General features: G+C 68.0%; 23 protein-coding genes and 1 other RNA gene. 13 read left to right on the top strand and 11 right to left on the bottom strand.

From position 1 onward, the window contains the following. Positions 1 to 47: 47 nt before the first annotated feature. The 4 genes from F3H57_RS00685 to F3H57_RS00670 all read left to right on the top strand — a co-directional run bounded on the left by F3H57_RS00685 (position 48) and on the right by F3H57_RS00670 (position 4,703). Positions 48 to 3,146 (top strand): helicase-related protein, encoded by a 3,099-nt coding sequence (locus F3H57_RS00685; RefSeq protein WP_149753951.1) that lies wholly within the window; start codon positions 48 to 50, stop codon positions 3,144 to 3,146. Further along, positions 3,147 to 3,527, top strand: a complete 381-nt coding sequence (locus tag F3H57_RS00680; RefSeq protein WP_149753950.1) for an RNA-binding S4 domain-containing protein — start codon at positions 3,147 to 3,149, stop codon at positions 3,525 to 3,527. It begins immediately after the preceding gene. A gap of 54 nt (positions 3,528 to 3,581) precedes the next feature. Beyond that, positions 3,582 to 3,920, top strand: coding sequence for a ferredoxin FdxA (gene fdxA / locus F3H57_RS00675; RefSeq protein ID WP_149753949.1), 339 nt, complete (start codon positions 3,582 to 3,584; stop codon positions 3,918 to 3,920). A gap of 273 nt (positions 3,921 to 4,193) precedes the next feature. After that, positions 4,194 to 4,703, top strand: coding sequence for a CarD family transcriptional regulator (locus F3H57_RS00670; RefSeq protein WP_149753948.1), 510 nt, complete (start codon positions 4,194 to 4,196; stop codon positions 4,701 to 4,703). A 119-nt stretch (positions 4,704 to 4,822) separates the two neighbouring features. On the opposite strand, the gene F3H57_RS00665 is transcribed toward F3H57_RS00670, so the two are convergent. Then, positions 4,823 to 6,691: a monovalent cation:proton antiporter-2 (CPA2) family protein gene (locus F3H57_RS00665; RefSeq protein ID WP_149753947.1), complete on the bottom strand. Its 1,869-nt coding sequence runs from the start codon at positions 6,689 to 6,691 to the stop codon at positions 4,823 to 4,825. A 137-nt stretch (positions 6,692 to 6,828) separates the two neighbouring features. Then, positions 6,829 to 7,302: an Lrp/AsnC family transcriptional regulator gene (locus F3H57_RS00660; protein ID WP_149753946.1), complete on the bottom strand. Its 474-nt coding sequence runs from the start codon at positions 7,300 to 7,302 to the stop codon at positions 6,829 to 6,831. 124 nt (positions 7,303 to 7,426) lie between these two features. Here F3H57_RS00660 and hppD point away from each other — a divergent pair, with 124 nt between their 5' ends. After that, a complete protein-coding gene (gene hppD / locus F3H57_RS00655) occupies positions 7,427 to 8,533 on the top strand; it encodes a 4-hydroxyphenylpyruvate dioxygenase (RefSeq protein WP_149753945.1) in 1,107 nt (368 codons plus the stop codon). 78 nt (positions 8,534 to 8,611) lie between these two features. On the opposite strand, the gene F3H57_RS00650 is transcribed toward hppD, so the two are convergent. Beyond that, positions 8,612 to 11,431, bottom strand: a complete 2,820-nt coding sequence (locus F3H57_RS00650) for a hypothetical protein (protein ID WP_149753944.1) — start codon at positions 11,429 to 11,431, stop codon at positions 8,612 to 8,614. A 158-nt stretch (positions 11,432 to 11,589) separates the two neighbouring features. Here F3H57_RS00650 and F3H57_RS00645 point away from each other — a divergent pair, with 158 nt between their 5' ends. Next, positions 11,590 to 12,285, top strand: a complete 696-nt coding sequence (locus F3H57_RS00645) for an SIMPL domain-containing protein (protein WP_149753943.1) — start codon at positions 11,590 to 11,592, stop codon at positions 12,283 to 12,285. Here F3H57_RS00645 and F3H57_RS00640 read toward each other — a convergent pair. The 7 genes from F3H57_RS00640 to F3H57_RS00610 all read right to left on the bottom strand — a co-directional run bounded on the left by F3H57_RS00640 (position 12,267) and on the right by F3H57_RS00610 (position 17,012). Beyond that, positions 12,267 to 12,512, bottom strand: a complete 246-nt coding sequence (locus tag F3H57_RS00640) for a ribbon-helix-helix domain-containing protein (RefSeq protein WP_149753942.1) — start codon at positions 12,510 to 12,512, stop codon at positions 12,267 to 12,269. The genes F3H57_RS00645 and F3H57_RS00640 overlap by 19 nt on opposite strands. Beyond that, positions 12,509 to 12,685, bottom strand: coding sequence for a DUF4169 family protein (locus F3H57_RS00635; RefSeq protein ID WP_149753941.1), 177 nt, complete (start codon positions 12,683 to 12,685; stop codon positions 12,509 to 12,511). The genes F3H57_RS00640 and F3H57_RS00635 overlap by 4 nt, the downstream gene beginning before the upstream one ends. 68 nt (positions 12,686 to 12,753) lie before the next feature. Beyond that, positions 12,754 to 14,148, bottom strand: a complete 1,395-nt coding sequence (gene fumC, locus F3H57_RS00630) for a class II fumarate hydratase (RefSeq protein WP_149753940.1) — start codon at positions 14,146 to 14,148, stop codon at positions 12,754 to 12,756. 102 nt (positions 14,149 to 14,250) lie between these two features. Then, positions 14,251 to 14,715, bottom strand: coding sequence for an SspB family protein (locus F3H57_RS00625; RefSeq protein WP_149753939.1), 465 nt, complete (start codon positions 14,713 to 14,715; stop codon positions 14,251 to 14,253). 108 nt (positions 14,716 to 14,823) lie between these two features. Then, positions 14,824 to 16,068: a chromate efflux transporter gene (chrA, locus tag F3H57_RS00620; RefSeq protein ID WP_149753938.1), complete on the bottom strand. Its 1,245-nt coding sequence runs from the start codon at positions 16,066 to 16,068 to the stop codon at positions 14,824 to 14,826. A 102-nt stretch (positions 16,069 to 16,170) separates the two neighbouring features. Further along, positions 16,171 to 16,523, bottom strand: a transfer-messenger RNA (tmRNA) gene (ssrA, locus tag F3H57_RS00615). A 129-nt stretch (positions 16,524 to 16,652) separates the two neighbouring features. Beyond that, a complete protein-coding gene (locus F3H57_RS00610) occupies positions 16,653 to 17,012 on the bottom strand; it encodes a DUF4345 family protein (protein ID WP_149753937.1) in 360 nt (119 codons plus the stop codon). Between the two features lie 132 nt (positions 17,013 to 17,144). On the opposite strand from F3H57_RS00610, the gene F3H57_RS00605 reads away from it, so the two are divergent. The 6 genes from F3H57_RS00605 (at position 17,145) to F3H57_RS00580 (ending at position 24,092) form a co-directional block, all read left to right on the top strand. Next, positions 17,145 to 17,660, top strand: coding sequence for a DinB family protein (locus F3H57_RS00605; protein WP_149753936.1), 516 nt, complete (start codon positions 17,145 to 17,147; stop codon positions 17,658 to 17,660). 71 nt (positions 17,661 to 17,731) lie between these two features. After that, positions 17,732 to 18,724, top strand: a complete 993-nt coding sequence (gene acuI, locus F3H57_RS00600) for an acryloyl-CoA reductase (RefSeq protein ID WP_149753935.1) — start codon at positions 17,732 to 17,734, stop codon at positions 18,722 to 18,724. A 431-nt stretch (positions 18,725 to 19,155) separates the two neighbouring features. Further along, positions 19,156 to 20,799 carry a BCCT family transporter gene (locus tag F3H57_RS00595; RefSeq protein ID WP_149753934.1) on the top strand — a complete coding sequence of 548 codons (1,644 nt, stop codon included), beginning with the start codon at positions 19,156 to 19,158 and terminating at the stop codon, positions 20,797 to 20,799. A 130-nt stretch (positions 20,800 to 20,929) separates the two neighbouring features. Then, on the top strand, positions 20,930 to 22,090 hold the full coding sequence (locus tag F3H57_RS00590) for an acyl-CoA dehydrogenase family protein (RefSeq protein ID WP_149753933.1): 1,161 nt from the start codon (positions 20,930 to 20,932) through the stop codon (positions 22,088 to 22,090). Next, positions 22,090 to 23,196: a CaiB/BaiF CoA transferase family protein gene (locus F3H57_RS00585; protein ID WP_149753932.1), complete on the top strand. Its 1,107-nt coding sequence runs from the start codon at positions 22,090 to 22,092 to the stop codon at positions 23,194 to 23,196. Before F3H57_RS00590 ends, F3H57_RS00585 begins: the two co-directional genes overlap by 1 nt. 32 nt (positions 23,197 to 23,228) lie before the next feature. Continuing rightward, positions 23,229 to 24,092 (top strand): FAS1-like dehydratase domain-containing protein, encoded by an 864-nt coding sequence (locus F3H57_RS00580; RefSeq protein WP_149753931.1) that lies wholly within the window; start codon positions 23,229 to 23,231, stop codon positions 24,090 to 24,092. Between the two features lie 57 nt (positions 24,093 to 24,149). Here the strand turns inward: F3H57_RS00580 and aroQ are convergent, their stop codons facing one another. Then, a complete protein-coding gene (aroQ, locus tag F3H57_RS00575) occupies positions 24,150 to 24,587 on the bottom strand; it encodes a type II 3-dehydroquinate dehydratase (RefSeq protein ID WP_149753930.1) in 438 nt (145 codons plus the stop codon). 121 nt (positions 24,588 to 24,708) lie between these two features. Between aroQ and F3H57_RS00570 the strand changes: the two genes are divergently transcribed. Beyond that, positions 24,709 to 25,494, top strand: coding sequence for a hydroxypyruvate isomerase family protein (locus F3H57_RS00570; RefSeq protein ID WP_223162885.1), 786 nt, complete (start codon positions 24,709 to 24,711; stop codon positions 25,492 to 25,494). Positions 25,495 to 25,539 lie beyond the last annotated feature (45 nt).

Here is a 25,539-nt window from a genome sequence, read left to right as displayed (position 1 = left end):
CGACTTCTGTCAGGAATTGCGGTGAGAGAGGGCACGAAGGGTCCTGCATGACAGAGCGTGCGCGCGTCGCGGCCGTCCTCGGTCCGACGAATACGGGCAAGACCCATTACGCCATCGACCGGATGCTCGGTTACCGGACCGGCATGATCGGCCTGCCGCTGCGCCTGCTGGCGCGCGAGGTCTACGACAAGATCGTGGCCGCGCGCGGCCCGTCGGTCGTGGCTCTGGTTACCGGGGAAGAGCGGATCGTGCCGCCCCGCGCCGCCTACTGGGTCTGCACCGTGGAGGCGATGCCCGAGGGCATGGGCTGCGACTTCGTGGCCATCGACGAGATCCAGCTTTGCGCCGACCCCGAGCGCGGGCACGTCTTCACCGACCGTCTGTTGCGGATGCGCGGCCTGCGCGAGACCGTGTTCATGGGCGCCGGCACCATGCGCGGCGCCATTGCGGAGCTCGTTCCGGGGGTGGAGTTCGTGCGCCGCGAGCGGATGAGCGAGCTGGCCTACACAGGTTCGAAAAAGATAAGCAAACTGAAGCCCAGGACCGCAATCGTCGGCTTTTCAGTTGAGAATGTATACGCGACCGCAGAGCTTCTGAGGCGTCAGAAGGGCGGATCCGCGGTGGTCATGGGGGCGCTCAGCCCGCGGACGCGCAACGCGCAGGTGGAACTCTACCAGAACGGGGAAGTCGACTACCTCGTCGCCACGGACGCGATCGGGATGGGCCTCAACCTCGACATCGACCACGTTGCTTTCTCATCGCTTTCCAAGTTCGACGGCCGGCGGATGCGGCCGCTTGCTCCGAACGAGCTGGCGCAGATCGCCGGGCGCGCCGGGCGCGGCATGGCGAACGGCACCTTCGGTGTCACCGGGGAGGCGCAGCCTCTGGACGACGAGGTGGCGGAGGCCATCGTCGATCACCGCTTCACGCCGATCCGCAAGCTCAACTGGCGCAATCCCGACCTCAAATTCGGCTCGATCGAGCGGCTGATCGCCAGCCTCGAGGCGGCGCCGGACGATCTGCGGCTCACCAAGGCGCGCGAGGCCGACGATCTGGGCGCGCTCAAGGCCTTGTCGCGCGACGCTGAAGTGACGGCGCGGGCTTCGGATCCGCGCTCTGTCCAGCTTCTGTGGGACGTGTGCCGCATTCCGGATTTCCGCGGCATCTCTCACGCGGAACATGCCGGCCTTCTGCAGGTTATCTTCGGACATCTTCACCAGATCGGGCGCGTGCCCGACGACTACATCGCCGGCCAGGTCCGGCGCATCGACCGGACCGACGGGGATATCGACACGCTCTCCAAGCGGTTGGCATATATCCGCACATGGACCTATGTCGCGCAGCGCAGTGGCTGGGTCCGGGACGAAACGCATTGGCGCGATGAAACGCGCGCTGTAGAAGACAGGCTGTCGGATGCGCTCCACGAGCGACTGACTCAGAGATTCGTTGACCGGCGGACGAGCGTGCTCCTTCGCCGGCTCAAGCAGAAGGAGGCCCTCTTGGCCGAAGTGAACGACAAGGGCGAAGTCACGGTCGAAGGCGAATTCGTCGGCCGGCTCGAAGGATTCCGGTTCCGGCAGGACCAGGACGCACAGGGCCAGGAGGCGAAGACGCTGAAGTCCGCCTCTCTGCAGGCGCTGGCGCCGCATTTCCACCTGCGGGCGGACCGGTTCTACAACGCGCCCGACACGGAGATCGACTTCACCGAGCAGGGTGGCCTGATGTGGGGCGACCAGGCGATCGGCAAGCTCGCCGCCGGGGACGACCCCCTCAAACCCAGGATTGTGGCCTTCGTCGACGAGGCCGCGGGGCCGGACGTGCAGCATAAGGTCGAACGCCGGCTGCAGCACTTCATCGACCGCAAGATCGCCGCGCTCTTCGAGCCGCTGGTGAGCATCCAGAAGGACGAGGCGCTGACCGGGCTCGCCAAGGGCTTCGGGTTCCGCATGGTCGAGGCGATGGGCGTCATCCCGCGCGGCCAAGTGGCCGAGGACGTGAAGGCGCTCGACCAGGATGCGCGCGGGGCGCTGCGCAAGCACGGCATCCGCTTCGGCCAGTTCACGATCTTCATGGGCGCGCTCCTGAAACCCGCGCCGACGCGGCTGCGGCTCGTGCTGTGGAGCCTTGCGAACGGACTCGACACCTTCCCGGAGGCGCCGCCGCCGGGGCTGGTGACGGTGCCCGAAACGCCGGGAATGCCGAACGATCACTACGCGATCATGGGCTATCGCAAGGCCGGCACGCGGGCGATCCGCATCGACATGCTGGAGCGTCTCGCCGACATGATCCGCGGCGAGGACACGCGCGGCGGCTTCGAGGCGTCGGCCGACATGCTGTCGATCACCGGCCTCACGCTGGAGCAGTTCGCCGACCTGATGCAGGGTCTCGGCTACCGCGCCGAGCAGGGCGAGCGCACCAAGGTCAAGGCGGTCGACCAGACCGTGCCCACAGATTCCGGCGAGGCGCACCAGGCCGTGGTTCCCGACGCTGCCGCCACGCCACAGGAAGAGGCCGCCGAACGCCCGGCCGACGAAGCGGGCGCCGCCGACGGTGCCGCCGCCGCGGAGGAGGCAGAGGCCGATGCTCCCGTGCCGGCCGAGGACACTCCGGTCTTCGACGCTGCGCAGGATGCGGAGCCCGGCGCGATCACCGAGCAGCCCGAGGTTGCGCCCGAGACCGAGGCCGAGGCTGAGGCCGAGCAGATCCCCGACTCCGACCTTGCGCCCGTGGCCGAGGAGCCGTCGGACACGCCGCCGGAGTCGCCCGTGCCCGAAGTGTCGGACGAAGAGGTGCCGGTCGGCACCCCGCCAGATGCCGACGTGGCCGAGCCGGAGATCGAGATTTACTACACCTTCACCTGGGCCGGCAATCGCGGCGCCCGGAACCGGGGTCGCGATGGCCAGGGCCGCCAGCGCGGCGGCGGCAAGCCGGGCGAAGCCCGTGGTGGCAAGGGGGCCGAAGGGCGTGGTGGCGGCAAGGGTGGCGAAAGCCGCGGCCGCCCGCCGAAGGGCAAGGGAAAGGGCGGCAAGGGCGGCCAGGACCGCGAGGGCGGCAAGTCCTACTCCGCCCGTCCCGAGAAGAAGGACCGCATCGATCCAGACAATCCCTTCGCGGCGGCGCTTATGGGGTTCAAGGACCGCTCCTGAGTGGCGGAGGGCACGGCCAAACTCCGCGTTGACAAGTGGCTGTGGCATGCCCGCTTCTTCAAGACGCGGAGCCTCGCCGCGAAAGTCGTCTCGGGCGGTGCGGTGCGACTGAACGGCGCGCGCATCGCCAAGGCGAGCGTGGCGGTCGCTGTCGGCGATGTTCTGACCTTTCCGCAGGCGCGAGACGTGCGCGTGGTACGGGTGCTCGCGCTCGGCGAACGGCGGGGGCCGGCACCCGAGGCGCGCGCGCTCTATGACGATCTGTCGCCGCCCGAGCCGCGGGATCCGGACCCGTCCAAACCGAAGCCCGAGCCGGGTGGACGCCCCACCAAGAAGGCACGCCGGCAGCTCGATCAAACCCGCGGCGAGGCGCTTGAATGACCTCGGGCGATGGATTAGCTGTCGCCGGGAAACGGACAGGAAGCCCGAAGCCCCATGACCTACGTCGTCACTGACAATTGCATCGCCTGCAAGTACACCGACTGCGTCGAGGTCTGCCCCGTGGATTGCTTCTACGAGGGTGAGAACATGCTGGTGATCCACCCCGACGAATGCATCGATTGCGGGGTGTGCGAACCCGAGTGCCCGGCAGACGCCATTCGCCCCGACACCGAGCCGGACGCCGAGCAGTGGGTCGAATTCAATCGCAAGTATTCCGAGCAATGGCCGGTGATCGTGACGAAGAAGGATCCCCTGCCGGAGGCCGACGAACGCGACGGCGAGGACGGCAAGCTGGGCAAGTACTTCTCCGAAGGCGCGGGCGAGGGCGGCTGACGCGATTCGCGGGGGCGGCGGCACATGCCGCGCGCCCTCGGAGCGAAGTAATTGAATCAAATGCGAAAAACAGTGCTTGCTACAGCGCTGGCAATGGCGCTGTGAAAGTGCTATATTTACGTTACAAATGAGTACGTCGTGTGCATATGTCGTCCGGGCTAAGCTGCTCCCGGTCTCTTGAAATGCTGATCTGACAAGGGTGAACGGAAGCAAATGGTTTCCGCTCGCCCGTACGTGTCGCCTGTGCACATGCCGAGCTGTCGAGGAAGCCTGATGACCAAAGCCAAGAAGTCCGAGTTCAGCCCTAATGACTACGTCGTGTATCCTGCGCACGGCGTCGGTCAGATCATGTCGATCGAAGAGCAGGAGATCGCCGGCATCAAGCTGGAACTCTTCGTGATCTCCTTCGAGAAGGACAAGATGACGCTGCGGGTACCCACCCACAAGGCGACCGAGGTCGGCATGCGGTCGCTGTCCTCGCCCGACGTGGTCGGCCAGGCCATGAAGACGCTGAAGGGGAAGGCCAAGGTCAAGAAGGCCATGTGGTCGCGCCGCGCACAGGAATACGAACAGAAGATCAATTCCGGCGACCTGATCGCCATTGCGGAGGTCGTGCGCGACCTGCACCGCGCCGACGACCAGCGCGAGCAGAGCTATTCGGAGCGTCAGCTCTACGAGGCCGCGCTCGAACGCCTGACCCGCGAAGTGGCCGCCGTCACCGGCGGTGACGAGGTCGCGGCGGCCAAGCAGGTGGACGAGGTCCTGGTCTCGCGCGCCGCCTGATTCTGCCGTTCAAAGCGTAACGCAGGGCCGTGCCGGTTTCGGTGCGGCCCTTTTTGTGTGCATCCGTTTCTCGAAGGGCAGGGCCAACCCGCCATCACCGACCGGGCAGGTCCGCGTCTTCAGGCCGCGTCGTCTTTTCGCTCAAGCGTTGAAAACAGCGCTGTCTCCAGCTCCTTCTCCAACTCCCGCGCGCGGGCGATGTATTCGGCGTTGTCCTTCGCCGCAACGCCGGGCTTCCAGAGCGAGGCAAGCTCGCGCACGATGCGGCGGTCGTGGTGGTAGAAGGTCTTCTGCGCCTCGGCCGCCTCGAATTCGGTCAGGCCCACGTTCTCCAGCACGTAGCGGCCCGCGCGCATGGAACTGTCGAACAGCTCTCGCACGATGTCGTCCGCGCCGGCCTGATAGAGCGCGTAGACATGACTGCGATCGCGCGCCCGCGCGATGATGTGCAGATCCTCGCCCCGCAGCCGCCGCGCGTAGGAGACCAGCCGGTTCGTGGCCTCCGGATCGTCGAGCGCGGCGACCAGCACCTTCGCCTTCTCGATCCCGGCCGCGTGCAGCAGGTCGGGGCGCGTCGGGTCGCCGAAATAACCCATGAAGCCGAACCGGCGCATGACCTGGATCGTCTCCATGTCGTGATCGAGAACGACGGTCGAGAAGCCCGAATTGGTGACCATGCGGTTCACGATCTGGCCGAACCGGCCGATTCCGGCGATGATGACGGGCGCTTCCTCGTCGATGCTGTCGGGATCGTGCGTTTCGCCGTCTTCCCGCAAGCGCCTGGAGAGCGCCTCGTAGGCGATGAAGAACAGCGGCGTGAACAGCATTGTCAGCGCGATCACCAGGAGGAGCTGCGCGCCGAAGGCCGTCCCGAAGACCGATTGCTGCAGCGAAAAGGACACCAGCACGAAGCCGAACTCCCCGGCCTGTGCGAGGCCCAGCGTGAAGAGCCAGCTGCTCCGCCCTCGCAACCCGAAGGCGCGGCCGAGAATGAAGAGGATCGCGCCCTTGAGTACCATAACCCCGAGCGCGAGGCCGAGCAGCGTCAGCGGCGCTGCGAAGAACACGCCGAAGTCGATCCCCGCGCCCACGGTCAGGAAGAACAGGCCCAGCAGCAGGCCCTTGAACGGCTCGATATCGCTTTCGAGCTCGTGCCGGAATTCGCTGTTGGCCAGGACGACGCCGGCCAGGAACGTCCCCAGCGCCGGCGACAGCCCGACGAGCAGCATCAGGAAGGCGATGCCCAGCACGATGAGCAGCGCGAAGGCGGTATACATCTCGCGCAGGTGCGCCGAGTGGATGAAGCGGAAGAGCGGCCGGATCAGGAAGATCCCTGCCAGGATGATCGCCGCGATCGCGCCGAGCGTGACCAGCGCGACGCCCCAGCCCGGCAGCCCTTCGACAAGGCTCATGGAATGATGGGCATCGCTCTCCGTGTGCCGCTCGATCGCGCCGTCGGCGGACAGGGTCGCTGCCCCCGCGCTGCCGAGGAGGGGCAGGACCACGAGCATGGGGATGACAGCGATGTCCTGGGTGAGCAGGACCGAGAAGGTCGACCGCCCCCCGGGCGTCTGCATCAGCCCCTTTTCCGACAGCGTCTGCAAGACGATGGCGGTCGAGGACAGCGCGAAGATCATGCCCACGGCGAGCGCCGGCTGCCAGTCGAGCCCCAGCGCCATCGCCCCGCCCATGAAGGCCGCGCCGGTGATCACGATCTGCAGGCCCCCGAGTCCGATGAGCTTCTGCCGCATGGCCCAGAGCGCCCTCGGCTCGAGTTCCAGACCAATGAGGAACAGCATCATCACCACGCCGAACTCCGCGAAGTGCTGCAGATCCGACGTCGCGGTCACGAGGCCGAGGACCGGGCCGATCACGATCCCCGCCGCGAGGTAGCCGAGCACCGAACCCAGCCCCAGACGCGCCGCGATCGGCACCGCGATCACCGCGGCCGCAAGAAAGATCGACGCCTGATAGAGGAAGGTTTCCATCGGACCTCCGGGCCTGGTTCGGGATCGCGGTTACGGACTGCGGACCGATCATGCCGTGCCGGGCGTCGGAAATACAACCGCCCAATGGGTGGCGGAGGTGCGACAGGGTCTTGCCGCGCAAGCGGCGGGCAGGGCGGTCAGACCGGGAAGGGCGCGTCGGGCTTGGTCTGGTCCATGACGATCTGGCTTTGCACCCGCGCGACGGTGGGGTGGGTCAGCAGGACGTCGTGGATCAGCCGGTGAAGGGCGCGCAGATCTGTGCAGAAGACCCGCAGGAGGTAATCGGCCTCCCCGGTCAACGTCCAGGCCGAGATGACCTCGGGCCGCACGCGCAGTAGGCGGGCGAAGCTCTGCCCCTGCTCCGCCCCGTGGGAGGCAAGCTGCACCTGCACGAAGGCCTGCACGTCGAGGCCCAGACGCTCCGGATCGAGCCGGGCGATGTAGCCGCGGATATAGCCCGACGCCTCCAGCCGCTGGCGCCGGCGCCCGGCCTGGCTGGCCGACAGGTGCAGCCGGCGGCCCAGCTCCTCGGCGGTCAGATGCGCGTCGGTCTGAAGTTCCGCAAGGAGGCGCAGGTCGGTATCGTCGAGGTCGGTGCGGGAATCGTGCATGTTTGGCAGTCTAAATGCCGTATTCCACGCAACAAAGCCCCGAATTGCGCCAAGAATGCGCAGACCCCGCACGGCTTTGGCCCCATCCTGTGACTCGCAAGGCGAAACAGGAGGAGAGGCACAGATGGGACCGTTCCCGCACGACGCCCCGAAAGCCCAGATCAACGAGGAGAATCCCGCCGGCACGGACGGGTTCGAATTCGTGGAGTTCGCGCATCCCGAGCCGCAGGAGCTGCGCGACCTTTTCGCCCGGATGGGGTACGCGCACGTCGCCACCCACAAGACCAAGCGGATCGAGCTCTGGCAGCAGGGCGACATCACCTATGTCCTGAATGCCGAGCCGGGCAGCTTCGCGGCCCGCTTCGTCGATGAACACGGCCCCTGCGCGCCCTCGATGGCCTGGCGCGTTGTGGACGCGCAGCATGCGCTTCGGCACGCGGTCAAGCTCGGCGCCGAGGAATATACCGGTGGCGACAAGACGATGGACGTGCCCGCGATCAAGGGGATCGGCGGCTCGCTCATCTATTTCATCGAGGATTACTACGACACTTCGCCCTACAACTGGGAATTCGACTGGATCGCCACGTCGAAGCCCGAAGGCGTGGGCTTCTGGTATCTCGATCACCTGACCCACAACGTGTTCAAGGGCAACATGGACACGTGGTTCCGGTTCTACGGCGATCTGTTCAATTTCAAGGAGATCCGGTTCTTCGACATCGAGGGCAAGTTCACCGGGCTCTTTTCGCGCGCGCTGACCTCGCCCTGCGGCAAGATCCGCATCCCGATCAACGAGGATCGGGGCGAGACCGGGCAGATCGTCAACTACCTCAACAAGTACAACGGCGAGGGCATCCAGCACATCGCCGTGGGCGCGAAGGACATCTACGATGCCACCGACGCGATCGCCGCGAAGGGGCTGAAATTCATGCCCGGCCCGCCGGAGACCTATTACGAGCTCAGCAAGACCCGCGTGCAGGGCCACGAAGAGCCGGTCGAGCGGATGAAGAAGCATGGCATCCTGATCGACGGCGAGGGCGTGGTCGACGGCGGCGAGACGAAGATCCTGTTGCAGATCTTCTCCAAGACGGTGATCGGGCCGATCTTCTTCGAGTTCATCCAGCGCAAGGGCGACGACGGCTTCGGCGAGGGCAACTTCAAGGCGCTCTTCGAATCCATCGAAGCCGAGGAGATGGCGCAGGGGGATTACGGCGACGTGAAGGCGGCGGAATAACCCGGCGCCGAGCTGTCCGGCATGGCAAGGGGCGGCTCTGGCGAGCCGCCCCTTCGCGATTGGATATCGTCGGAATGCCTACGGCATCTCCAGCGTCACGTTGCGGCCGCCCTTGACGTATCGCAGCTCGCTTTCGCCGATGGCGGCGACGCGGCCGCCGTCGATGCGATCGCCGACCTGCACCTTCTGGTAGCGCCCGTTCGACAGGCGCACGAGCGCCCTGCGGTTCGAGGGCTGACCGTAGACGCCGATCAGGTTGACCCGCCGCAGGTTCAGCGCGTTGCGCACCGTGGCCTGCTGGGTGACCGAGGCACTCGATGGGGCGCTCGGCTCCACGGTGCGCGGCGCCGCGGCGACTTGCTGCGGCTGCTGCTCCTGGCGTTCGCGGGCCTGCTCGACGATGCTGGCGAAGTTGCGCGGGCGGGCGATGGGCGCGCGCGATTCGGCCACCGCCTGGTCGGTCGCGGCCGTGTCGGTCTCGGCCTCGGCCTTCGCGGATTCCGGGCGGACATTGGGGCGCAGCGCGGCCAGTTCACCGAGCGACACGCCGCCGAGTGCGGCACGCTCGTTGTCCTCCACCAGCGTGACCGGGCGGGACCGCGGGCGCACGCTGTTCAGCCGTTTCAGCGCCTCGGCCTCGGCGGCCGTCGCCGGGGCGTCCTGGCCGCCGGGCAGAACGCTGCTGCGGCTGGGCGGCACCACCGGCGGCATGCCGGCAAAGACGCGGATGCGATCCGGATTGAGTGCGCCTTCGGGCGTAGCGACGACAAAGCCGCGTTCGTCGAGGTCGAAGACCGTGTCGGCCGGCGCCGGCGGCATCGGCGCGTCGAAGGGCGTATCGTTGTAGCCGGCCTCCGCCTCTGGCAGCGCGACCGCGTCATGCGCCTCGACCCCGGCATCGAGCGACAGCATGTAGGGATCGCCGACGCCTTCCTGTCCCGGTGAAAGCGCCAGTGGCGCGGTCGGTGCGCGCTGCCAGATGCCGGTCGCGGCATAGGTCGCCTCGGCCTCCGCCGGATCGAGCGCGCGCGCCGTCTCGGGTTCGGACAGGGCCGCGGGCGTCTCTGCGTCTGGCGGCTCTGCCGCCGTGCCGGGTTCGAGTGCGGCAACCCTGGTGTCCGGGGATTCCTGCGGTTGCGCGTCAGGGCCGGACCCGGTGCCGGACGCGGACGTCTCTGTGGCGGCGGGGTCGGGCAATTGCGCGACCTGGGCTTCGTCCGAGTCGCTGCGGAAGAAGCGCGCGAGCCCATCCTCGAGGAAAACGGACGCCCAAGCCGCCACCCCGGCGAGGAAGATCAGCAGGACGACGGTCAGCAGCAGGCCGAGATACCGGGGCTTGCCGCCGATGCGCTCCTGCTCGGCGCGTTGGCGGGCGCCGAAGATGGTCATGCGCTGTGCTTCGTCATCGGTGCCGGCCGTCAGCACGGCGGCGCCGCCGCCGGCATTGTCCTGCGCCGGAGCGCGCGTTGTCGGCGGCTCCCGCCCGGGCCGTAGCGCCGCGATCCTTTCGGGTGCGCTCGGGGCCTCCGGCGCAACGGCGGCGGGCGGCTTCTCCATCGAAACTGCCGGCTTCGGCTGGGTCGCGACCTTCGGTGTTGTGTGCGGCGTTGAAGGCTGTGCCGCCGCCGGGCCGGCGGCCTCCTCCTGTCCCGGCTTCAGCCGGCCGAGAATACCGCGTGCGCCGCGGCCGGCGGCCGGCGCCTGGGCGGGCGGGGGCGGCACATCGCTTTTCGATGGTGCAGTGGCGGCGATGGTGCGCAACCGCGCCTGCACCTCGTCCGGATTGGGCCGCCTGGGCACGGGTCGGTTGAGCGGGCCGGCATCGGACCCGTCCGCAGGCCCTTCAGGCCCGTCCACGCGCGGCGCGGCGGTGGGCGGCGGCACGTCGCGCCGCGCCCGGATGCTCGAGAATGTCGGCACCGGGGCGGGTTCTGACGCCGCCGTATTCGGCGAGGGGACCTCGGGAGCCTGCGGCGTCCGGGCTGGCGACGTGTCCGGATCGGGCGCGGGCTCGGCCGGGAGAGGACGCACGGTGTGCTCCGGCTCCGGGGGCGGTGCGGGGGTCTCGCGTGCCGGGGTTTCCGGCGTGGTCTGTACCTGGGGCGCGGCAGGGGCGGACGGGGCCGGTTGCGCCTGTGCGGTCTTTCGCGCCTGCGCTGCGGGGGCCGGCTCGGCCGGTGGCGGTGTCGGGGCAGGGGCCGCCCGGCGGGTGGCCGTAGCGGACGGCGGCTCGGCCGTGGCCGGCTCGGGGACGCGGGACGCCTGAACGTCTGCGGGCGCGGGGGCCGGGCTTGCCTCTGCCGTTTGTGGCTGCGCCGCCGGGGCCGGGGTCGCCTTGCGGGCGGCCTCCTTGGCAGCGCGGGCGGCCATGGCCTGCGCCTCCTCGTCCGTCATCACGCGGATCGGCGGCGTCTCGCGGGAGGGGGCCTCGCCGTCCCAGCTGTCGCAGGCGCCGAAGAAGATCTCGCCGTTGAACTTGCGTGGCATCGGCAGGCCGACGAAGCAGACCGGGCGGAAGCCCTGTGCAAGAGCGAACTGCTCGGCCTCTTCCAGCGTCTCGCGGGCCACCGCGGCGACGAAGAGCCGCCCCTTCTTGACTGCGTAGTCGTGCGAGAGCTCGTCGATCGGATAGGGGGTCGCGCCGTCCAGCACAGCGCGCGCGGCCTCGGCCCGGCCACTGGGGGTCCCGGGATCCTCGAGGCTGAGGAACTTGATCTGGTCCTCCGGGAGGACGAGCTTCACGGCGGCGCCGTCATCGGTCATCGCCCGAAGCGCGCGCATCTCCGCATCGAGGTCGCCGTCCAGCTGTGCCTCGCCGGCGACACGCCAGCCACGGTCCGCCCGGCGCAGGAGCGAGATGCCCGAGGACGACAGGTTCAGCGCGAAATCGGTTGTCATGGTGTCGCTCTTACCATCGCATGGCGGCTTAGGGGAGTCCGTTGAAAGCGTGCCAGGTGCTCTACAGCACTGATTTGCCCAACGGAAGAGAACCCGCTTGCCGCCCGCCGCGCAAGGCGCGAGAGTCCTTCCCGTCTGGCGCGATACGGAGGATCATCATGCGCGGTTACGCAATCGTGATAGCGACGCTCGCCGCTCTGAGCGGCCCGGCCCTGGCCCATGACGGACGCTCGCATGACGGGCGTCTGACGGTGACCGGCGAAGGCCAGGCGGCCGCTGAGCCCGACATGGCGCTGGTGACCGTCGGCGTCAGCGAGCAGGCCGACACGGCCGTCGCGGCGATGGACGCGGCCTCGGCCGTGGCCGACAGGATGCTGAGCCGGCTGGAGAGCCTGGAGGTTCAGCCGCGGGACGTTCAGACCACGTCCCTGTCGCTCAATCCCGTTTACGTCGACAGCCGCGAGCCGGGGCAGCGTCCGCGCATCGACGGCTACGAGGCGTCCAACAACGTGACCGTGCGGGTGCGCGCGCTGGACAGTCTCGGCGACGTGCTCGGCGCGCTTCTGGAGGACGGGGCGAACACACTCGGCGGGCTGAGCTTCGATGTCGCCGATCCCGATCCGCTGCTGGAAGCCGCGCGGCGCGATGCGGTGCAGGATGCCCGCGCGAAGGCCGAGCTTTACGCCGAAGCGGCAGGCGTGACTCTGGGCGAGATCGTGACCATCGACGAAAGCGGATCCGGGGGCGGCCAACCGATGCCGATGGCCGAAATGCGCGCTGCGTCCGTGCCCATCGCGGCGGGCGAGACCGGCTACAGCGCCACGGTCCGGATCGTCTACGACCTGGAACGCTGACCCTCGGCGATGCCGCGCTGCGTGCGTTCCAGCACGTAGACGCGGATCGCGGAGGCAAGCCCTGTCGAAACCTCGCGTTCGGCGTCGATCTCGGCCGCGAGCGCGTTCACGGCCTTGCCGTCGGCTTCGGCTATGCGGCGAAAGGCGTCCCAGAACGGTGCTTCGAGCGAGACGCTGGTGCGGTGGCCGCGCAGCGTGAGCGAGCGCTTGACCGGCGGGCCGCTCACGACTCGCCCTTGTGCCCGTCGAGATCGCGCCGCGCCTTGTCGGCCTCGGCCCGCTCCTGCGCCTTCCGGCCCTTGGAGCGGCCGAACTTCACCGCGTTCTCATCGCCCTTGGCGCGCTTCTCGGCGCGGGCCTTGTCCTTCCGATAGCGGTTGAGATTGACCGTGTTCGACATGGAGCATGTATAGCACGGCGCGGCGGCCGCCCAAGACCTCCATTGGGGGGCGCCGCGCCGGTGGTGCCTCAGCTTTTCGGGCCGATCATGTCCTCCGGGCGGACGACACGGTCGAAGGTTTCCTCGTCGACAAAGCCGAGGTTGACCGCCTCTTCGCGCAGGGTGGTGCCGTTCTTGTGCGCGGTCTTGGCGACCTTGGTGGCGTTGTCGTAGCCGATCGTCGGCGCCAGCGCGGTGACCAGCATCAGCGATTCGGTCATCAGCTTCTCGATGCGGGTCTCGTTCGCCTCGATCCCGACGACCATGTTGTCGGTGAAGGCCGACGCCGAATCGCCCAGAAGCTGCATGGATTGCAGCACGTTGTAGCTCATCATCGGGTTGTAGACGTTGAGCTCGAAATGCCCCTGGCTGCCGGCGAAGCCCACCGCCGCGTCGTTGCCCATGACATGCGCGCAGACCATGGTCAGCGCCTCGGCCTGCGTCGGGTTCACCTTGCCCGGCATGATCGACGATCCCGGCTCGTTCTCCGGCAGGATCAGCTCTCCGAGGCCCGAGCGGGGGCCGGAGCCGAGCAGCCGGATGTCGTTGGCGATCTTGAAGAGCGATGCTGCCACGGTCTTGAGCGCGCCCGAGAACATCACCATCGCGTCGTGCGCGGCGAGCGCCTCGAACTTGTTGGGGGCGGTGACGAAGGGCAGGCCGGTGATGTCGGCGATCTTCGCCGCCACGCCCTCGGCCCAGCCGGCCCGGGTGTTGAGCCCGGTGCCCACGGCGGTGCCGCCCTGCGCGAGCTCGTGGATGTCGGGCAGGCAGACCTCGACCCGCTCGATCCCCTTGGCGACCTGGTGGGCGTAGCCGGAAAACTCCTGGCCCAGCGTCAGCGGCGTCGCATCCTGCGTGTGGGTGCGGCCGATCTTGATGATGTCCTTGAAGTCGTTCGACTTCTTTTCAAGCGCGTCGTGCAGCTTGCGCAGACCCGGCAGCAGCACGTCGCGCGCGTGCATTGCGATGCCGACATGCATCGCGGTGGGGAAGGTGTCGTTCGACGACTGACCCATGTTGCAGTGATCGTTGGGGTGGACCGGCTTTTTCGAGCCCATCTCGCCGCCCAGCATCTCGATCGCGCGGTTCGAGATCACCTCGTTGGCGTTCATGTTGGACTGCGTGCCCGACCCGGTCTGCCACACGACCAGCGGGAAATTGTCGTCGAACTTGCCGTCGATCACCTCTTGCGCGGCGGCCGCGATGGCCTCGCCGATCTCGCGGTCCATGGTGCCCTGTTCGACGTTCTGCAGCGCGCAGGCCTTCTTGATCGCGCCGAGCGCGCGGACGATCGGCACCGGCTGGCGTTCCCACCCGATGGGGAAGTTCCTGATCGACCGCTGGGTCTGGGCGCCCCAGTACTTGTCTGCGGGCACTTCGAGCGGGCCGAAGCTGTCGGTCTCGGTACGGGTGGCGGTCATGTCTCGTCCCTCGCTTAGGCTGGCGACAACGTCGCTTCGCCAGCGCCATAGCGCGCGCGGCCGCGTTCGGCAACGCGCGGCTGCGCCCTCAGGCGGCCGGGATCACTTGCGGAAACTGTCGAGGCTGACGACCTCCGCGTCCTTCTGCGGCTTTTCCTCGACCTCCTCGTGCGGGGCTTCGGGAATCGTCTCTGCGTCCTCGTCGTCCTCGCTCTCCTGCGTCTCGAAGCGCAGGCCGAATTCCACGGACGGATCGACGAAGGTCTTGATCGAGTCGTACGGGATGTAGAGCCGCTCCGGCGCGTCGCCGAAATTGAGCGTCACCGCGAAGCCTTCGTCCGTGACGTCGAGATTGTCGTACCAGTGCTGCATCACCACCGTCATCTCGCCCGGATAGCGGTCGGACAGCCAGTCGGCGATCTCCACGTCCGGGTGGCCGGTGTCGAAGGTGATGAAGAAGTGATGCTCGCCCGGAAGCCCGTGCGCGGCGACGTCGGTCAACACCTCCTGGATCAGGCCGCGCATCGCGCGGTGCATCAGATTGCCATAGTCGATGCCGTGCGACATGACGCGTTGTCCTTCCCCTTGCGTGGCGCCAGCATATTGCATCTGCGGCGATATGAAAGGGGACCGGCGGAAAAACGGGCGGTGCCGCGCCGCCGGGCCCTCGTCCGCTCAGATCATACCCAGAAGCCCGCCGCAAACGGCCGTGACCGCGAGCGTCGGCAGAGGGCCGCGTTTCAGGCCGAGCATCAGCGCCGCCGCGAGCGCTGTCAGCGCCACCGCGCGCCAGTCGAGCGTCGTGAGCACGGGCAGGGGGACCGCGAGCGCGCCGACATCGCTTACCTCGGCGAACAGCACGTGGATCGCGAACCAGATCGACAGGTTCAGGATGACGCCGACCACCGCCGCCGTCACCGCCGACAGCGCCCCCTGAAGCCGCGGCCGCGCCAGCAGCGATTCGACGTGCCCCGCGAAGGCGAAGATCCACAGGAAGCACGGCACGAAGGTCATCCACAGTGTAAGCGCACCGGTGAAGAGGGCCGCGGCGATCCCGCCAGAGGCGAACCCGGTCAGCATGCCGACGAACTGCGTCACGAGGATCAGCGGCCCGGGCGTCGTCTCCGCCAGGCCGAGCGCGTCGATCATCTCTCCGGCGGTGAGCCAGCCGTTGGTCTCCACCACCACGTCGGACATGTAGGCAAGGACCGCGTAGGCGCCGCCGAAGGTCACCACCGCCAGCTTGGCGAAGAACGCGGCGAGGTCGAAATAGAGCGTCGCATTCGCCGCCCACAGGATCGGCAGCGGCAGGAGCCACAGCGCCGCCCAGAGCGCGATGGTTCGCCAGGGCAGGGCCGGGGCGGCTTCAGCGGCCGGCGAGTCGCGCTCGGATCGGCGGGTGAGGTAGCCGAAGAGCGCCGCTGCCGCGACGATGACCGGGAAGGGCACGGAAAAGACGTAGATCGCCACGAAGGCCGCCCCGGCGAGCGCCACCATCGCGCCCCCGGTCAGCCCCTTGCGCGTGAGTCGCACCAGCGCCTGCAGCACGATCACGATGACCGTCGCCTTCACCCCCAGCAGCACCGCGTCCACCCCTTGCGCCGCGCCCACGGTCACGTAGGCGAGGGACAGCGCGGCGATCACCAGCGCCCCCGGCAGCACGAAGAGCCCGCCGGCGATCAGCCCCCCGGCGATGCCGTTCAGCCGCCAGCCGGTATAGGTCGCCAGCTGCATCGCCTCCGGCCCCGGCAGGAGCATGCAGAAGCTCAGCGCGTTGAGGTATTGCCGCTCGGTCAGCCACGGTCGTTCCTCGACGCATTCGCGGTGCATGAGGGCGATCTGCGCGGCCGGCCCGCCGAAGGACAGCCAGCCGATGCGGTGAAAGACCCGAGCGAGGTCGGAGAGGGAGGGCGCGGTCATGTGCCGATCGCTAGCCGTCCCTTGTAACGCTGTCGAGACGGCGACGCGCCCACGGAGCGATAACGCAGAATGCGGTGACGGACGTCAGGGTCTGTGTGGGAAAATGCAGGCTTCTGTTGCCAGGTGCCTGCGAACCCCGCCAGCCCTTGCTAGAGGAACTGGACTTCAGAAGTCGGTCTTCCGCACTGCTTACGCAGCGAGGGCAACCGGAGCACGATTGTCGTTGGCAATTATGCTTAGTGAACCGATAACGGTGGTATCTCACCGGGACAAAGCCACCCCTTTACACGTTCGTCGATCCTGTTTCGGCCCCATGATCCCCCAACGACGGGATGTTTGGTGGAGCCGCCGGGTACCGCCCCCGGGTCCGATCCGCTTATTACGAGCGCGTTTATGCCCATAGTCCCTTACGGAACATTTCGAATGTAGTCGGCCGGCGCGCCCATGAAAAGAGGGTAGCGCAGGGAAATCTCGCTTGGCGTCGTGTTGAGCGATGGCTCCGCGCGGAACAAAGGCCGTTGGCGTCACCCCATCGCCGGACCGGCGCTGCATGGCTATCGTTAACACGGAGGGCTCCGGTGCCCTCAGAGGTTGCGCAGATGCGTCGCGACGAGCCAGGCCGCGAAGGCCGCTTCTATGGCGAAGTAGATCGCCGCTTTGGGCATTGGCGGCCCGTCGAGCCCCAGCGAAACCGCCCGACCGACAGCGGCGCCGGCATAGGCGATCCCCAGCCCGAGATAGACCGCGCCGGAGCCGGTCAGCAGCGCCGTGCACCCCAGCGCCACGAAAAGCCCGCCGGCCGAGGCGCGCAGTTCCGACAGGCCCATCGTCGTGTCCCCCGGCACGAGATCGAGCACCCCTGCGGCGTAGCGCGGGGCGACGAGCCCCACGGCGCCGAGCACCACGGTCATAACCGCGATCGCGACGTCGATGACTACCGCCATGTCTGCCTCCCTGGCCTTGGTCATGGGGAGCTAGGCCGGAGGCCGGGTCAGGACCAGAGCCTGTGTGTTGCGGTCGTTCGCCGCATCGGCCAAACATTCGGTGCGCGTGCAGCGAAAAGGAGCATCGGCGAGATGGTCGACACTGGCTATTGCGTAGAGATGGCGCGTTACAACGCCTGGCAGAACCGCCAGATCAAGGCCGCGCTCAAGACGTTGACCGAGGCCGACCTCACCTGCGATCGCGGCGCGGTCTTCGGCTCGATCCTTGGCACGCTCAACCACGTGCTCTGGGCAGATACCGCCTGGATGGCGCGTTTTACCGGCGGTGCGCCGCCAAGGGTGGGCCTCGAGGAGAGCCCCGACTTCACGGACGGGCCCGGCGCGTGGGAAATCGCCCGCTTCCGGCGCGATGCGGCGATCCTCCACTGGGCCGAGCGGCTGCGCAACGTGGAGCTTGGCGGCACGCTGAGCTGGACTTCCGCCGCGACGGGCCGGACGGAGACGAAGTCTCGCGCGCTCTGCGTGGTGCACATGTTCAATCACCAGACCCATCATCGGGGCCAGGTTCATGCGATGCTGTCGCAGGCCGGGGCTGTCCCGCCGGTCTCGGACCTCGCCTTCATGCCGGAAGGCGCCGGAATCCCCTGAGTGCGCATTTGCCTTCGGCAGTCCGCGCGGTAGGTCACGACGAAGGGCGACAGCGAAGAGGAGACAGGACGATGATCCGCGCATTGGTGGTCGAGAAGGACGAGGAAAGCGGCAAGACCAGCGCCGCCGTCCGCGAGATCGAGGAAAGCGACCTGCCGGACGGCGAGGTCACGGTCGCGGTCGAGTATTCCACGCTCAATTACAAGGACGGGCTCTGCATCGGGCCGGGCGGGGGACTGGTCCGCTCCTATCCGCACGTGCCGGGGATCGACTTCGCCGGCACGGTGGAGAGCTCTTCGGACGACCGGTACAAGCCCGGCGACAAGGTCGTGCTGACCGGCTGGCGCGTCGGCGAGGCGCATTGGGGCGGCTATGCCGAGAAGGCGCGCGTGCGCGCCGACTGGCTGGTGCCGCTGCCGGAGGGGCTCGACACGCGGCAGGCGATGGCGGTCGGGACCGCCGGATTCACCGCGATGCTGGGCGTGATGGCGCTGGAGCGGCACGGGCTGGCGCCGGGCCAGGGGCCGGTCCTGGTGACCGGGGCGTCGGGCGGCGTCGGCTCCGTGGCCACGGCGATCCTCGGCCGGCTCGGTCACGAGGTCGCGGCGGTGACCGGGCGGCCGGAGAGCGCCGATTACCTGCGCAGCCTCGGCGCCACGCAGATCGTCGCGCGCGCCGACCTCGCCGAGACCACCAAGCGCCCGCTCGAGGCGGAAACCTGGTCGGGCTGCGTCGATGCCGTGGGCGGCCCCATGCTTGCCCGCGTGCTGGGGCAGATGAAATACGGCGCCTCGGTCGCTGCAGTGGGGCTGGCCGGCGGCGCGGAGCTGCCGGCGAAGGTGGTGCCGTTCCTGCTGCGCGGCGTCAATCTTCTGGGCATCGACAGCGTGATGCAGCCCTACGAGAACCGGCTGGAGGCCTGGCAGCGCATCGCCCGGGATCTGCCGATGGAGAAACTGGAAGACATGGTGCGGCCCGCGCGCCTGTCCGACCTGCCGCAACTCGGCGCCGACATCCTGAAGGGGCAGGTCCAGGGACGGGTCGTCGTCGACCTGACCGCCTGAGCCGGCCGGCAAGGGTGGGGGCTTTGCCCCCACGCCGCCGGGAGGTTTCGGGGTGCGAATTGGGGCGGGAATGCGAGGCCCGGACAGCCATCGCGCGCCCTTCTCGAGATGCGCTCTTCGCCTCGGTTGGTTCCGTCGGTCGCCGTGCATTCAATGCAGCAGCGTCAGCGCAGCCTTGCCTGCAGGCCCCGGCGGGCAATTGCGGCCGCTTCGCGCGCGAACGCCGCAATCCGGCATTCGGTTCCGTGCGTGGCGGGGGATTTTTTTAGTAATTTAAAACATGATGTTCCGGACCGAACCGTCGGGAATCGGCATTTCATTGCCGAGATCTTGATGCCCGTGGGTGCGCGGTGATCTACGTGGTGCCATACTGGCGTGATACAACGCTGAGCAAATATTCAAACACAACCAACCTCAGGAGGGACGTGCCCATGACGGACACATCGTCCGAAGGTCTCGACATCCCGTCACCGGACGGCGAGGTCAACACGATCGACACGGATTACGAGGTCGGGCAGGACAACCTTCAGCCCACGCTGGGGCCGCTCGTCTTCGACATTCATAACCCCGTTTTCCTGATCTCGTCGCTGACGACGCTGGCCTTCGTGCTCGTCACGCTGATCTTCCAGGATCAGGCGTCCGCGGTCTTCAACTGGCTGTTCACCTTCGTGACCACGAAGTTCGACTGGCTGTTCCTCTCGGCGGCGAACGTTTTCGTCATCTTCTGCCTGTTCCTCATCGTCAGTCCATGGGGCGCGGTGCGGCTCGGCGGTACGGACGCGGTGCCGGATTTCGGATACGCCTCGTGGTTCGCGATGCTCTTCGCGGCGGGCATGGGCATCGGCCTGATGTTCTTTGGCGTGCTGGAGCCGGTCTACCACATGCAGGTGTCGGGACCGCTCGGGCTCGAGGGGCCGCTCAACGACGACGGGTCCGTCAACCCCGATCTCGTCGCCGAGGCGCGCGCGCACGGACTGGCCGCGACGATCTTCCACTGGGGTCTGCACCCCTGGGCGATCTACGCGGTCGTGGCGCTGGCGCTGGCGCTCTTTACCTACAACAAGCAGCTGCCGCTCTCGATCCGGTCGGCGTTCTATCCGATCTTCGGGGATCGCGTCTGGGGCTGGACCGGCCATGTCATCGACATCATCGCCGTCTTCGCGACGCTGTTCGGTCTGACCACGTCGCTCGGCCTCGGGGCGCAGCAGGCCAGTTCGGGGATGCACTACGTCTTCGGCGTGCCCGAGGGGCTGAACACCCAGATCATCGTGATCGCGGGTGTGACCTGTGTGGCGCTGATCTCGGTCGTGCGCGGTATCGACGGCGGCGTGAAGCTTCTGTCGAACATCAACATGGGCTTCGCGGCTGTGTTGCTGCTGTTCGTGTTCTTTGCCGGGCCGACGATGCAGATCCTGCGCGATTTCTGGTCCGGTCTGTCGACCTACGTCGTCGACATCGTGCCGCTGTCGAACCCGATCGGGCGTGACGACGCCAGCTTCCGCGAAAGCTGGACCTCGTTCTACTGGGCCTGGTGGATCTCCTGGTCGCCGTTCGTTGGCATGTTCATCGCGCGCGTCAGCCGTGGCCGCACGGTGCGCGAGTTCATCACCTGCGTGATGCTGATCCCGACCCTGGTGTCGATCTTCTGGATGGCCACCTTCGGCGGCACCGCGATCACCCACGTGATCGAACAGGGCACCGAGAGCGGCGTCTATCAGAACGTGATCGAGAACTATAACGACTCGCTGGCCATGTTCGCGATGTTCGGGGACATGCCGCTGTCGATGATCACCTCTTCGCTGGGGATCATCCTGGTTCTGGTGTTCTTCATCACCTCGTCGGATTCCGGCAGCCTGGTGATCGACACGATCACCGCCGGTGGCAAGACCGAGGCGCCCACCGCGCAGCGCGTGTTCTGGGCGACGACCGAAGGCATCGTGGCCATTGTGCTGCTGATCGGCGGCGGTCTGACGGCGTTGCAGGCGATGGTGAACACCACGGGGATCTTCTTCACGCTGATCCTGCTGGTGCTGTGCTACTCGACGCTGCAGGGCCTGCGCTCCGAACCGCGCTGAACCAGGCGTCATCGCGGAAGGAAGGCCCCCGCCCGGTGCGGGGGCCTTTTTCGTTGCGCGCGGCGGCGCCAGCGGTTTGAACCTTGCCCCCGCTCCGGACTATGTCTGAGCGCCGAGAGGGAGGACATCCATGTACGACACCGCCGAAGACCACGCGGAGATCCGCGACGCGCTCCGCGCGCTCTGCGCCGAGTTCCCGGCCGAGTATCACCGCCGGATCGATGCCGAGGGCGCCTATCCCGAGGACTTCGTCGATGCGCTGACGCGCAACGGCTGGCTCGCCGCACTGATCCCCGAAGAATACGGTGGGGCGGGGCTCGGCCTGACCGAGGCGTCGGTAATCATGGAGGAGATCAACCGTTCGGGCGGCAATTCCGGCGCCTGTCACGGGCAGATGTACAACATGAACACGCTCGTCCGGCACGGCTCGGAAGAGCAGCGCCGGACCTACCTGCCGAGGATCGCCAGCGGCGAGCTGCGCCTGCAATCCATGGGCGTGACGGAACCGACCACCGGCACGGACACCACGAAGATCAAGACCACTGCCGAACGGCGCGGCGACCGCTACGTCATCAACGGCCAGAAGGTCTGGATCAGCCGGGTCCAGCATTCCGACCTGATGATCCTTCTGGCCCGCACCACTCCGCTGGCCGAGGTGCGCAAGAAATCCGAAGGTCTGTCGATCTTCCTTGTCGACATCGCCGAGGCGATGCAGGCGGGCATGGAAGTGCGTCCGATCCGGAACATGGTCGGCCACGAGACCAACGAGCTGTTCTTCGAGAACCTTGAGATCCCGGCGGACAACCTGATCGGTGAAGAGGGCAAGGGCTTCAGGTACATCCTGACCGGTCTTAACGCCGAACGGGTTCTGATCGCCGCGGAGTGCATCGGCGACGGCCGGTGGTTCGTGGAGAAGGCCACCGGTTATGCGCGCGACAGGGAGGTTTTCGGCCGGCCCATCGGGCAGAACCAGGGCGTGCAGTTCCCGATCGCGGAGGCGCATGTTGAGGTGGAGGCCGCCAGCCTCATGCGTTTCGAAGCCTGCCGCAAGTTCGATGCGGGCGCCGCATGCGGGGCAGAGGCGAACATGGCCAAGTACCTCGCCGCGAAAGCGTCGTGGGAGGCGGCGAATGCCTGTCTTCAGGTCCATGGCGGCTACGGTTTCGCGCACGAATACGACGTGGAGCGCAAATTTCGCGAAACGAGATTGTACCAGGTGGCGCCGATCTCCACGAACTTGATCCTGTCCTACGTCGCCGAACACGTGCTCGGCCTGCCGAGGTCGTTCTGATGCAGGCGCTCGAGGGGCTTACGGTGGTCGCGGTCGAACAGGCCGTCGCCGCGCCCTTCGCCACGTCGCGGCTGGCCGATGCCGGCGCGCGGGTGGTCAAGGTCGAGCGGCCCGAGGGCGATTTCGCGCGCGGCTACGACGACGCGGCGAACGGCGAGGCGAGCTATTTCGTCTGGCTCAATCGCGGCAAGGAAAGCGTCGTCGTGGATCTGGCGACCGATGCGGGCCGCGCGCGGCTGGAAGAGCTGATCGCGGGCGCGGACGTGCTGGTGCAGAACCTCAAGCCCGGGGCGCTCGAGCGGATGGGCCTGGGCCCTGACCGGCTGCGGACCGAGTATCCGCGGCTGGTCCTTTGCTCGATCAGCGGCTACGGCGAGGATGGGCCGATGGCGCAGCGAAAGGCGTATGACCTGCTGATCCAGGCCGAAAGCGGCCTTGCCTCGATCACTGGCGGGCCGGACGGGCCGGCGCGAGTGGGCGTCTCCGTCGTCGATATTGCCACCGGCGCGACGGCGCATGCCGCGATCCTCGAGGCACTGATCCGCCGCGGCGTGACCGGAGAGGGCGCGGATATCCGCATCTCCATGTTCGACGTGATGGCCGACTGGCTGACCGTGCCGCTCTTGAACCACGAGGCGGGGTACACGCCGCAGCGCATGGGACTCGCCCATCCCTCGATCGCGCCCTATGGCGTCTTCGATTGTACCTGCGGAGGCCAGATCCTGATCTCGATCCAGAGCGACCGTGAATGGCGTGTCCTCTGCGGACATCTCCTTGCCCGGCCCGAGATGGCGGAGGATGCGCGCTTTGCCACCAATGTCGCCCGGGTCCGGCACCGGGCAGAGACCGACGCCGCCGTCGCCGAGGGCTTCGCCAGCCACACGGTTCAGGAGGCCGAGGCGATCCTCGACGCCGCCGGGATCGCCTTTGCCCGAGTGAACGACATGGCCGGGCTCGCGGCGCATCCGCACTTGCGCCGCGTGACGGTGGACACCGCGTGCGGGCCGGTGCGCTATCCGGCGCCCGCAGCGGTCTTCGACGGCGCACCGCGGGGGCTCGGGCCGGTCCCGGGGCTCGGCCAGCACGGGAGCGGGCGAGATGGGTGAGGCAGCATCGAGCTTCGGAGGAGGAGGACGGCATGACCGACGCGGATGACCTTGCGGAGTGGATCGGCCGCAAGGACAGCGCCGAGGAGGTGCTCTCGCACCGCCTCGCGACCCGGTATCACATGACCTTCGAGCGTCCCGGCGATCCGCCGGCGCCCGGCGCCGCCGCGCCGCGCCTGATCCACTGGTGCCTGGCCCAGCCCGTGGCGCCGATGTCCGCGCTGGGCGAAGACGGGCACCCGGCGCTCGGAACCTTCCTGCCGCCGGTGCCGCTGCCGCGCCGCATGTGGGCCGGCGGCGAGGTGACGTTCCACGGCGATCTGCGCGTCGGCGACAGGGTGTGCCGGACGTCGCGCATCGCCGATATCGCACGGAAGGAGGGACGTTCCGGCACGCTCTGGTTCGTGACCGTGGCGCATGAGATCACCGTCGCGGGGCAGACGCGCGTCACCGAGCGGCAGGATCTTGTCTACCGCGCCGCCGGCGGAGCGGGCGGCGCGGCGCCCGCCGCTGCGCCGCCCGGAAAGCATCGCCGACGCGTGGAGCCGTCGAGCACCCTGCTGTTCCGCTACTCGGCGATGACCTTCAACGGGCATCGCATCCATTATGATCGCGATCACGCGGTGCGGAGCGAAGGCTATGACGGGCTGGTGGTGCACGGCCCGATGCAGGCCGCGCTGCTGCTGATGTTCGCCGGCGACCTGGCGGGGCGGGCGCCCGACCGGCTTTCGTTCCGTGGGATGTCGCCGCTGACCGACACCGGAGGCGCCTTCCACCTCAATGCGGCGCAGGTGGAGGACGGTCGGCAGGCCCTCTGGACCGCCCGCGACGGCGGACCCGAAGCGATGCGCGCGGAGGCCGGCTGGGCAGAGGGGGCCAGAGCGGTGCTACGGTAGCAGCTCCGTCTAAAGAGGTGCGAAGCGGTCCGGTGCGGGCAGGCACGCGGGTTGGCGTCATCCGCTCGCGAGCAGGGTGCAAATCCGGCGCGTGGCGGCGACGTATCCCTCGATGCCGAGCCCCGCGATCACGCCGTCCGCCCGCAGCGACACGTAGGAATGGTGCCGGAAGCTCTCGCGCTTGTGCACGTTGGAGATGTGCACCTCGATCACCGGACCCTCGAATGTGTTGAGCGCGTCGAGGATCGCCACGGAGGTGTGGGTGAAGGCGGCGGGGTTGATGACGATCCCGGCCGCACTCTCGCGGGCCGCGTGGATCCAATCGATGATCTGGCCCTCGTGGTTCGACTGCTGCACTTCGATGTCGATGCCGGCGGGGCAGATGGCACGGCACCGCGCCTCCACGTCGGCGAGCGTCTCACTGCCGTAGATCTCCGGCTGGCGCTTGCCGAGAAGGTTCAGGTTCGGACCGTTCAGGATCAGGATCGTCTGCATGGGCGCCTCGTGTCTTGCCCGCCCCTCTTAGCCGCGTGGCAAAGGCCGGGCAATCGCGCTTGACCCCGCCGCGCGGCACTGGCTACCGCTCGCGGGACGAAGGCGGAGGCGGGAGGACGACATGCCGGACGCGGCGCGAAGTGATCTGCCGGTGAAGCTCTCTGCCAACCTTGGGTTTCTCTGGACGGAGCTGACGCTGCCCGACGCGATCCGGGCCGCGGCCGCCGCGGGGTTCGACGCGGTCGAATGCCACTGGCCCTACGATGTTGACGCCGCGCAGGTGCGCGCCGCGCTGGAGGAAACCGGCCTGCCGATGCTCGGTCTCAACACGCGGCGGGGGGCACCGGGGGAGTCGGGGCTCGCCGCGCTGCCGGGCCGTGAGGCGGAGGCGCGCGCGGACATAGGCGAAGCGCTGGACTACGCCGCGCGGATCGGCGCGGGCGCGGTGCACGTCATGGCCGGCACGGCCTCGGGCGCGGCGGCGCGGGACGCATTCGTGGCCAATATCGCCCATGCCTGCGACCGTGCGGCGGGGCAGGGCGTGATGATCCTGATCGAGCCGCTCAACCGCTTCGACGCGCCGGGCTATTTCCTGGGCACCACCGCGCAGGCGACGGAGGTCATGGACGCGATCGACCGGCCCAATCTCGGGCTGATGTTCGATTGCTACCACGTCCAGCGGACCGAAGGAGACGTGTCGCGCCGGCTGGAGGCGCTCTTGCCCCGGATCGGACATATCCAGATCGCCGGGGCGCCGGACCGGGGGCCGCCCGATACCGGCGAACTCGACTATGCCCATGTCTTCGCGCTTTTGGCCCGGCTCGGCTGGACGCGGCCGGTCGGGGCGGAGTACCGGCCGGGTGGCCCGACCGAGGCCACGCTCGGCTGGATGCGCGCCTTGCGTTGACACCCGCGCGGCGCACCGGCATCGTTTGGTATACCATTTTCCGGA

Origin of the sequence: Roseivivax sediminis (assembly GCF_900112685.1) — a bacterium.
Classification (GTDB): domain Bacteria; phylum Pseudomonadota; class Alphaproteobacteria; order Rhodobacterales; family Rhodobacteraceae; genus Roseivivax; species Roseivivax sediminis.
The sequence above is the reverse complement of the archived record's forward strand: the minus strand, read 5'-3'. Positions and strand labels throughout refer to the sequence as shown.

Coding starts and splice junctions, on each gene's coding strand:
- F3H57_RS00660 (WP_149753946.1), bottom strand. CDS start 7,302: ATGCACGATTCCCGCACCGACCTCGACGATACCGACCTGCGCCTCCTT.
- F3H57_RS00570 (WP_223162885.1), top strand. CDS start 24,709: ATGCCGGACGCGGCGCGAAGTGATCTGCCGGTGAAGCTCTCTGCCAAC.
- F3H57_RS00605 (WP_149753936.1), top strand. CDS start 17,145: ATGGTCGACACTGGCTATTGCGTAGAGATGGCGCGTTACAACGCCTGG.
- hppD (WP_149753945.1), top strand. CDS start 7,427: ATGGGACCGTTCCCGCACGACGCCCCGAAAGCCCAGATCAACGAGGAG.
- F3H57_RS00650 (WP_149753944.1), bottom strand. CDS start 11,431: ATGACAACCGATTTCGCGCTGAACCTGTCGTCCTCGGGCATCTCGCTC.
- fumC (WP_149753940.1), bottom strand. CDS start 14,148: ATGACCGCCACCCGTACCGAGACCGACAGCTTCGGCCCGCTCGAAGTG.
- chrA (WP_149753938.1), bottom strand. CDS start 16,068: ATGACCGCGCCCTCCCTCTCCGACCTCGCTCGGGTCTTTCACCGCATC.
- F3H57_RS00625 (WP_149753939.1), bottom strand. CDS start 14,715: ATGTCGCACGGCATCGACTATGGCAATCTGATGCACCGCGCGATGCGC.
- F3H57_RS00585 (WP_149753932.1), top strand. CDS start 22,090: ATGCAGGCGCTCGAGGGGCTTACGGTGGTCGCGGTCGAACAGGCCGTC.
- F3H57_RS00685 (WP_149753951.1), top strand. CDS start 48: ATGACAGAGCGTGCGCGCGTCGCGGCCGTCCTCGGTCCGACGAATACG.
- F3H57_RS00645 (WP_149753943.1), top strand. CDS start 11,590: ATGCGCGGTTACGCAATCGTGATAGCGACGCTCGCCGCTCTGAGCGGC.
- F3H57_RS00595 (WP_149753934.1), top strand. CDS start 19,156: ATGACGGACACATCGTCCGAAGGTCTCGACATCCCGTCACCGGACGGC.
- fdxA (WP_149753949.1), top strand. CDS start 3,582: ATGACCTACGTCGTCACTGACAATTGCATCGCCTGCAAGTACACCGAC.
- F3H57_RS00590 (WP_149753933.1), top strand. CDS start 20,930: ATGTACGACACCGCCGAAGACCACGCGGAGATCCGCGACGCGCTCCGC.
- F3H57_RS00635 (WP_149753941.1), bottom strand. CDS start 12,685: ATGTCGAACACGGTCAATCTCAACCGCTATCGGAAGGACAAGGCCCGC.
- F3H57_RS00665 (WP_149753947.1), bottom strand. CDS start 6,691: ATGGAAACCTTCCTCTATCAGGCGTCGATCTTTCTTGCGGCCGCGGTG.
- F3H57_RS00580 (WP_149753931.1), top strand. CDS start 23,229: ATGACCGACGCGGATGACCTTGCGGAGTGGATCGGCCGCAAGGACAGC.
- F3H57_RS00670 (WP_149753948.1), top strand. CDS start 4,194: ATGACCAAAGCCAAGAAGTCCGAGTTCAGCCCTAATGACTACGTCGTG.
- acuI (WP_149753935.1), top strand. CDS start 17,732: ATGATCCGCGCATTGGTGGTCGAGAAGGACGAGGAAAGCGGCAAGACC.
- F3H57_RS00610 (WP_149753937.1), bottom strand. CDS start 17,012: ATGGCGGTAGTCATCGACGTCGCGATCGCGGTTATGACCGTGGTGCTC.
- aroQ (WP_149753930.1), bottom strand. CDS start 24,587: ATGCAGACGATCCTGATCCTGAACGGTCCGAACCTGAACCTTCTCGGC.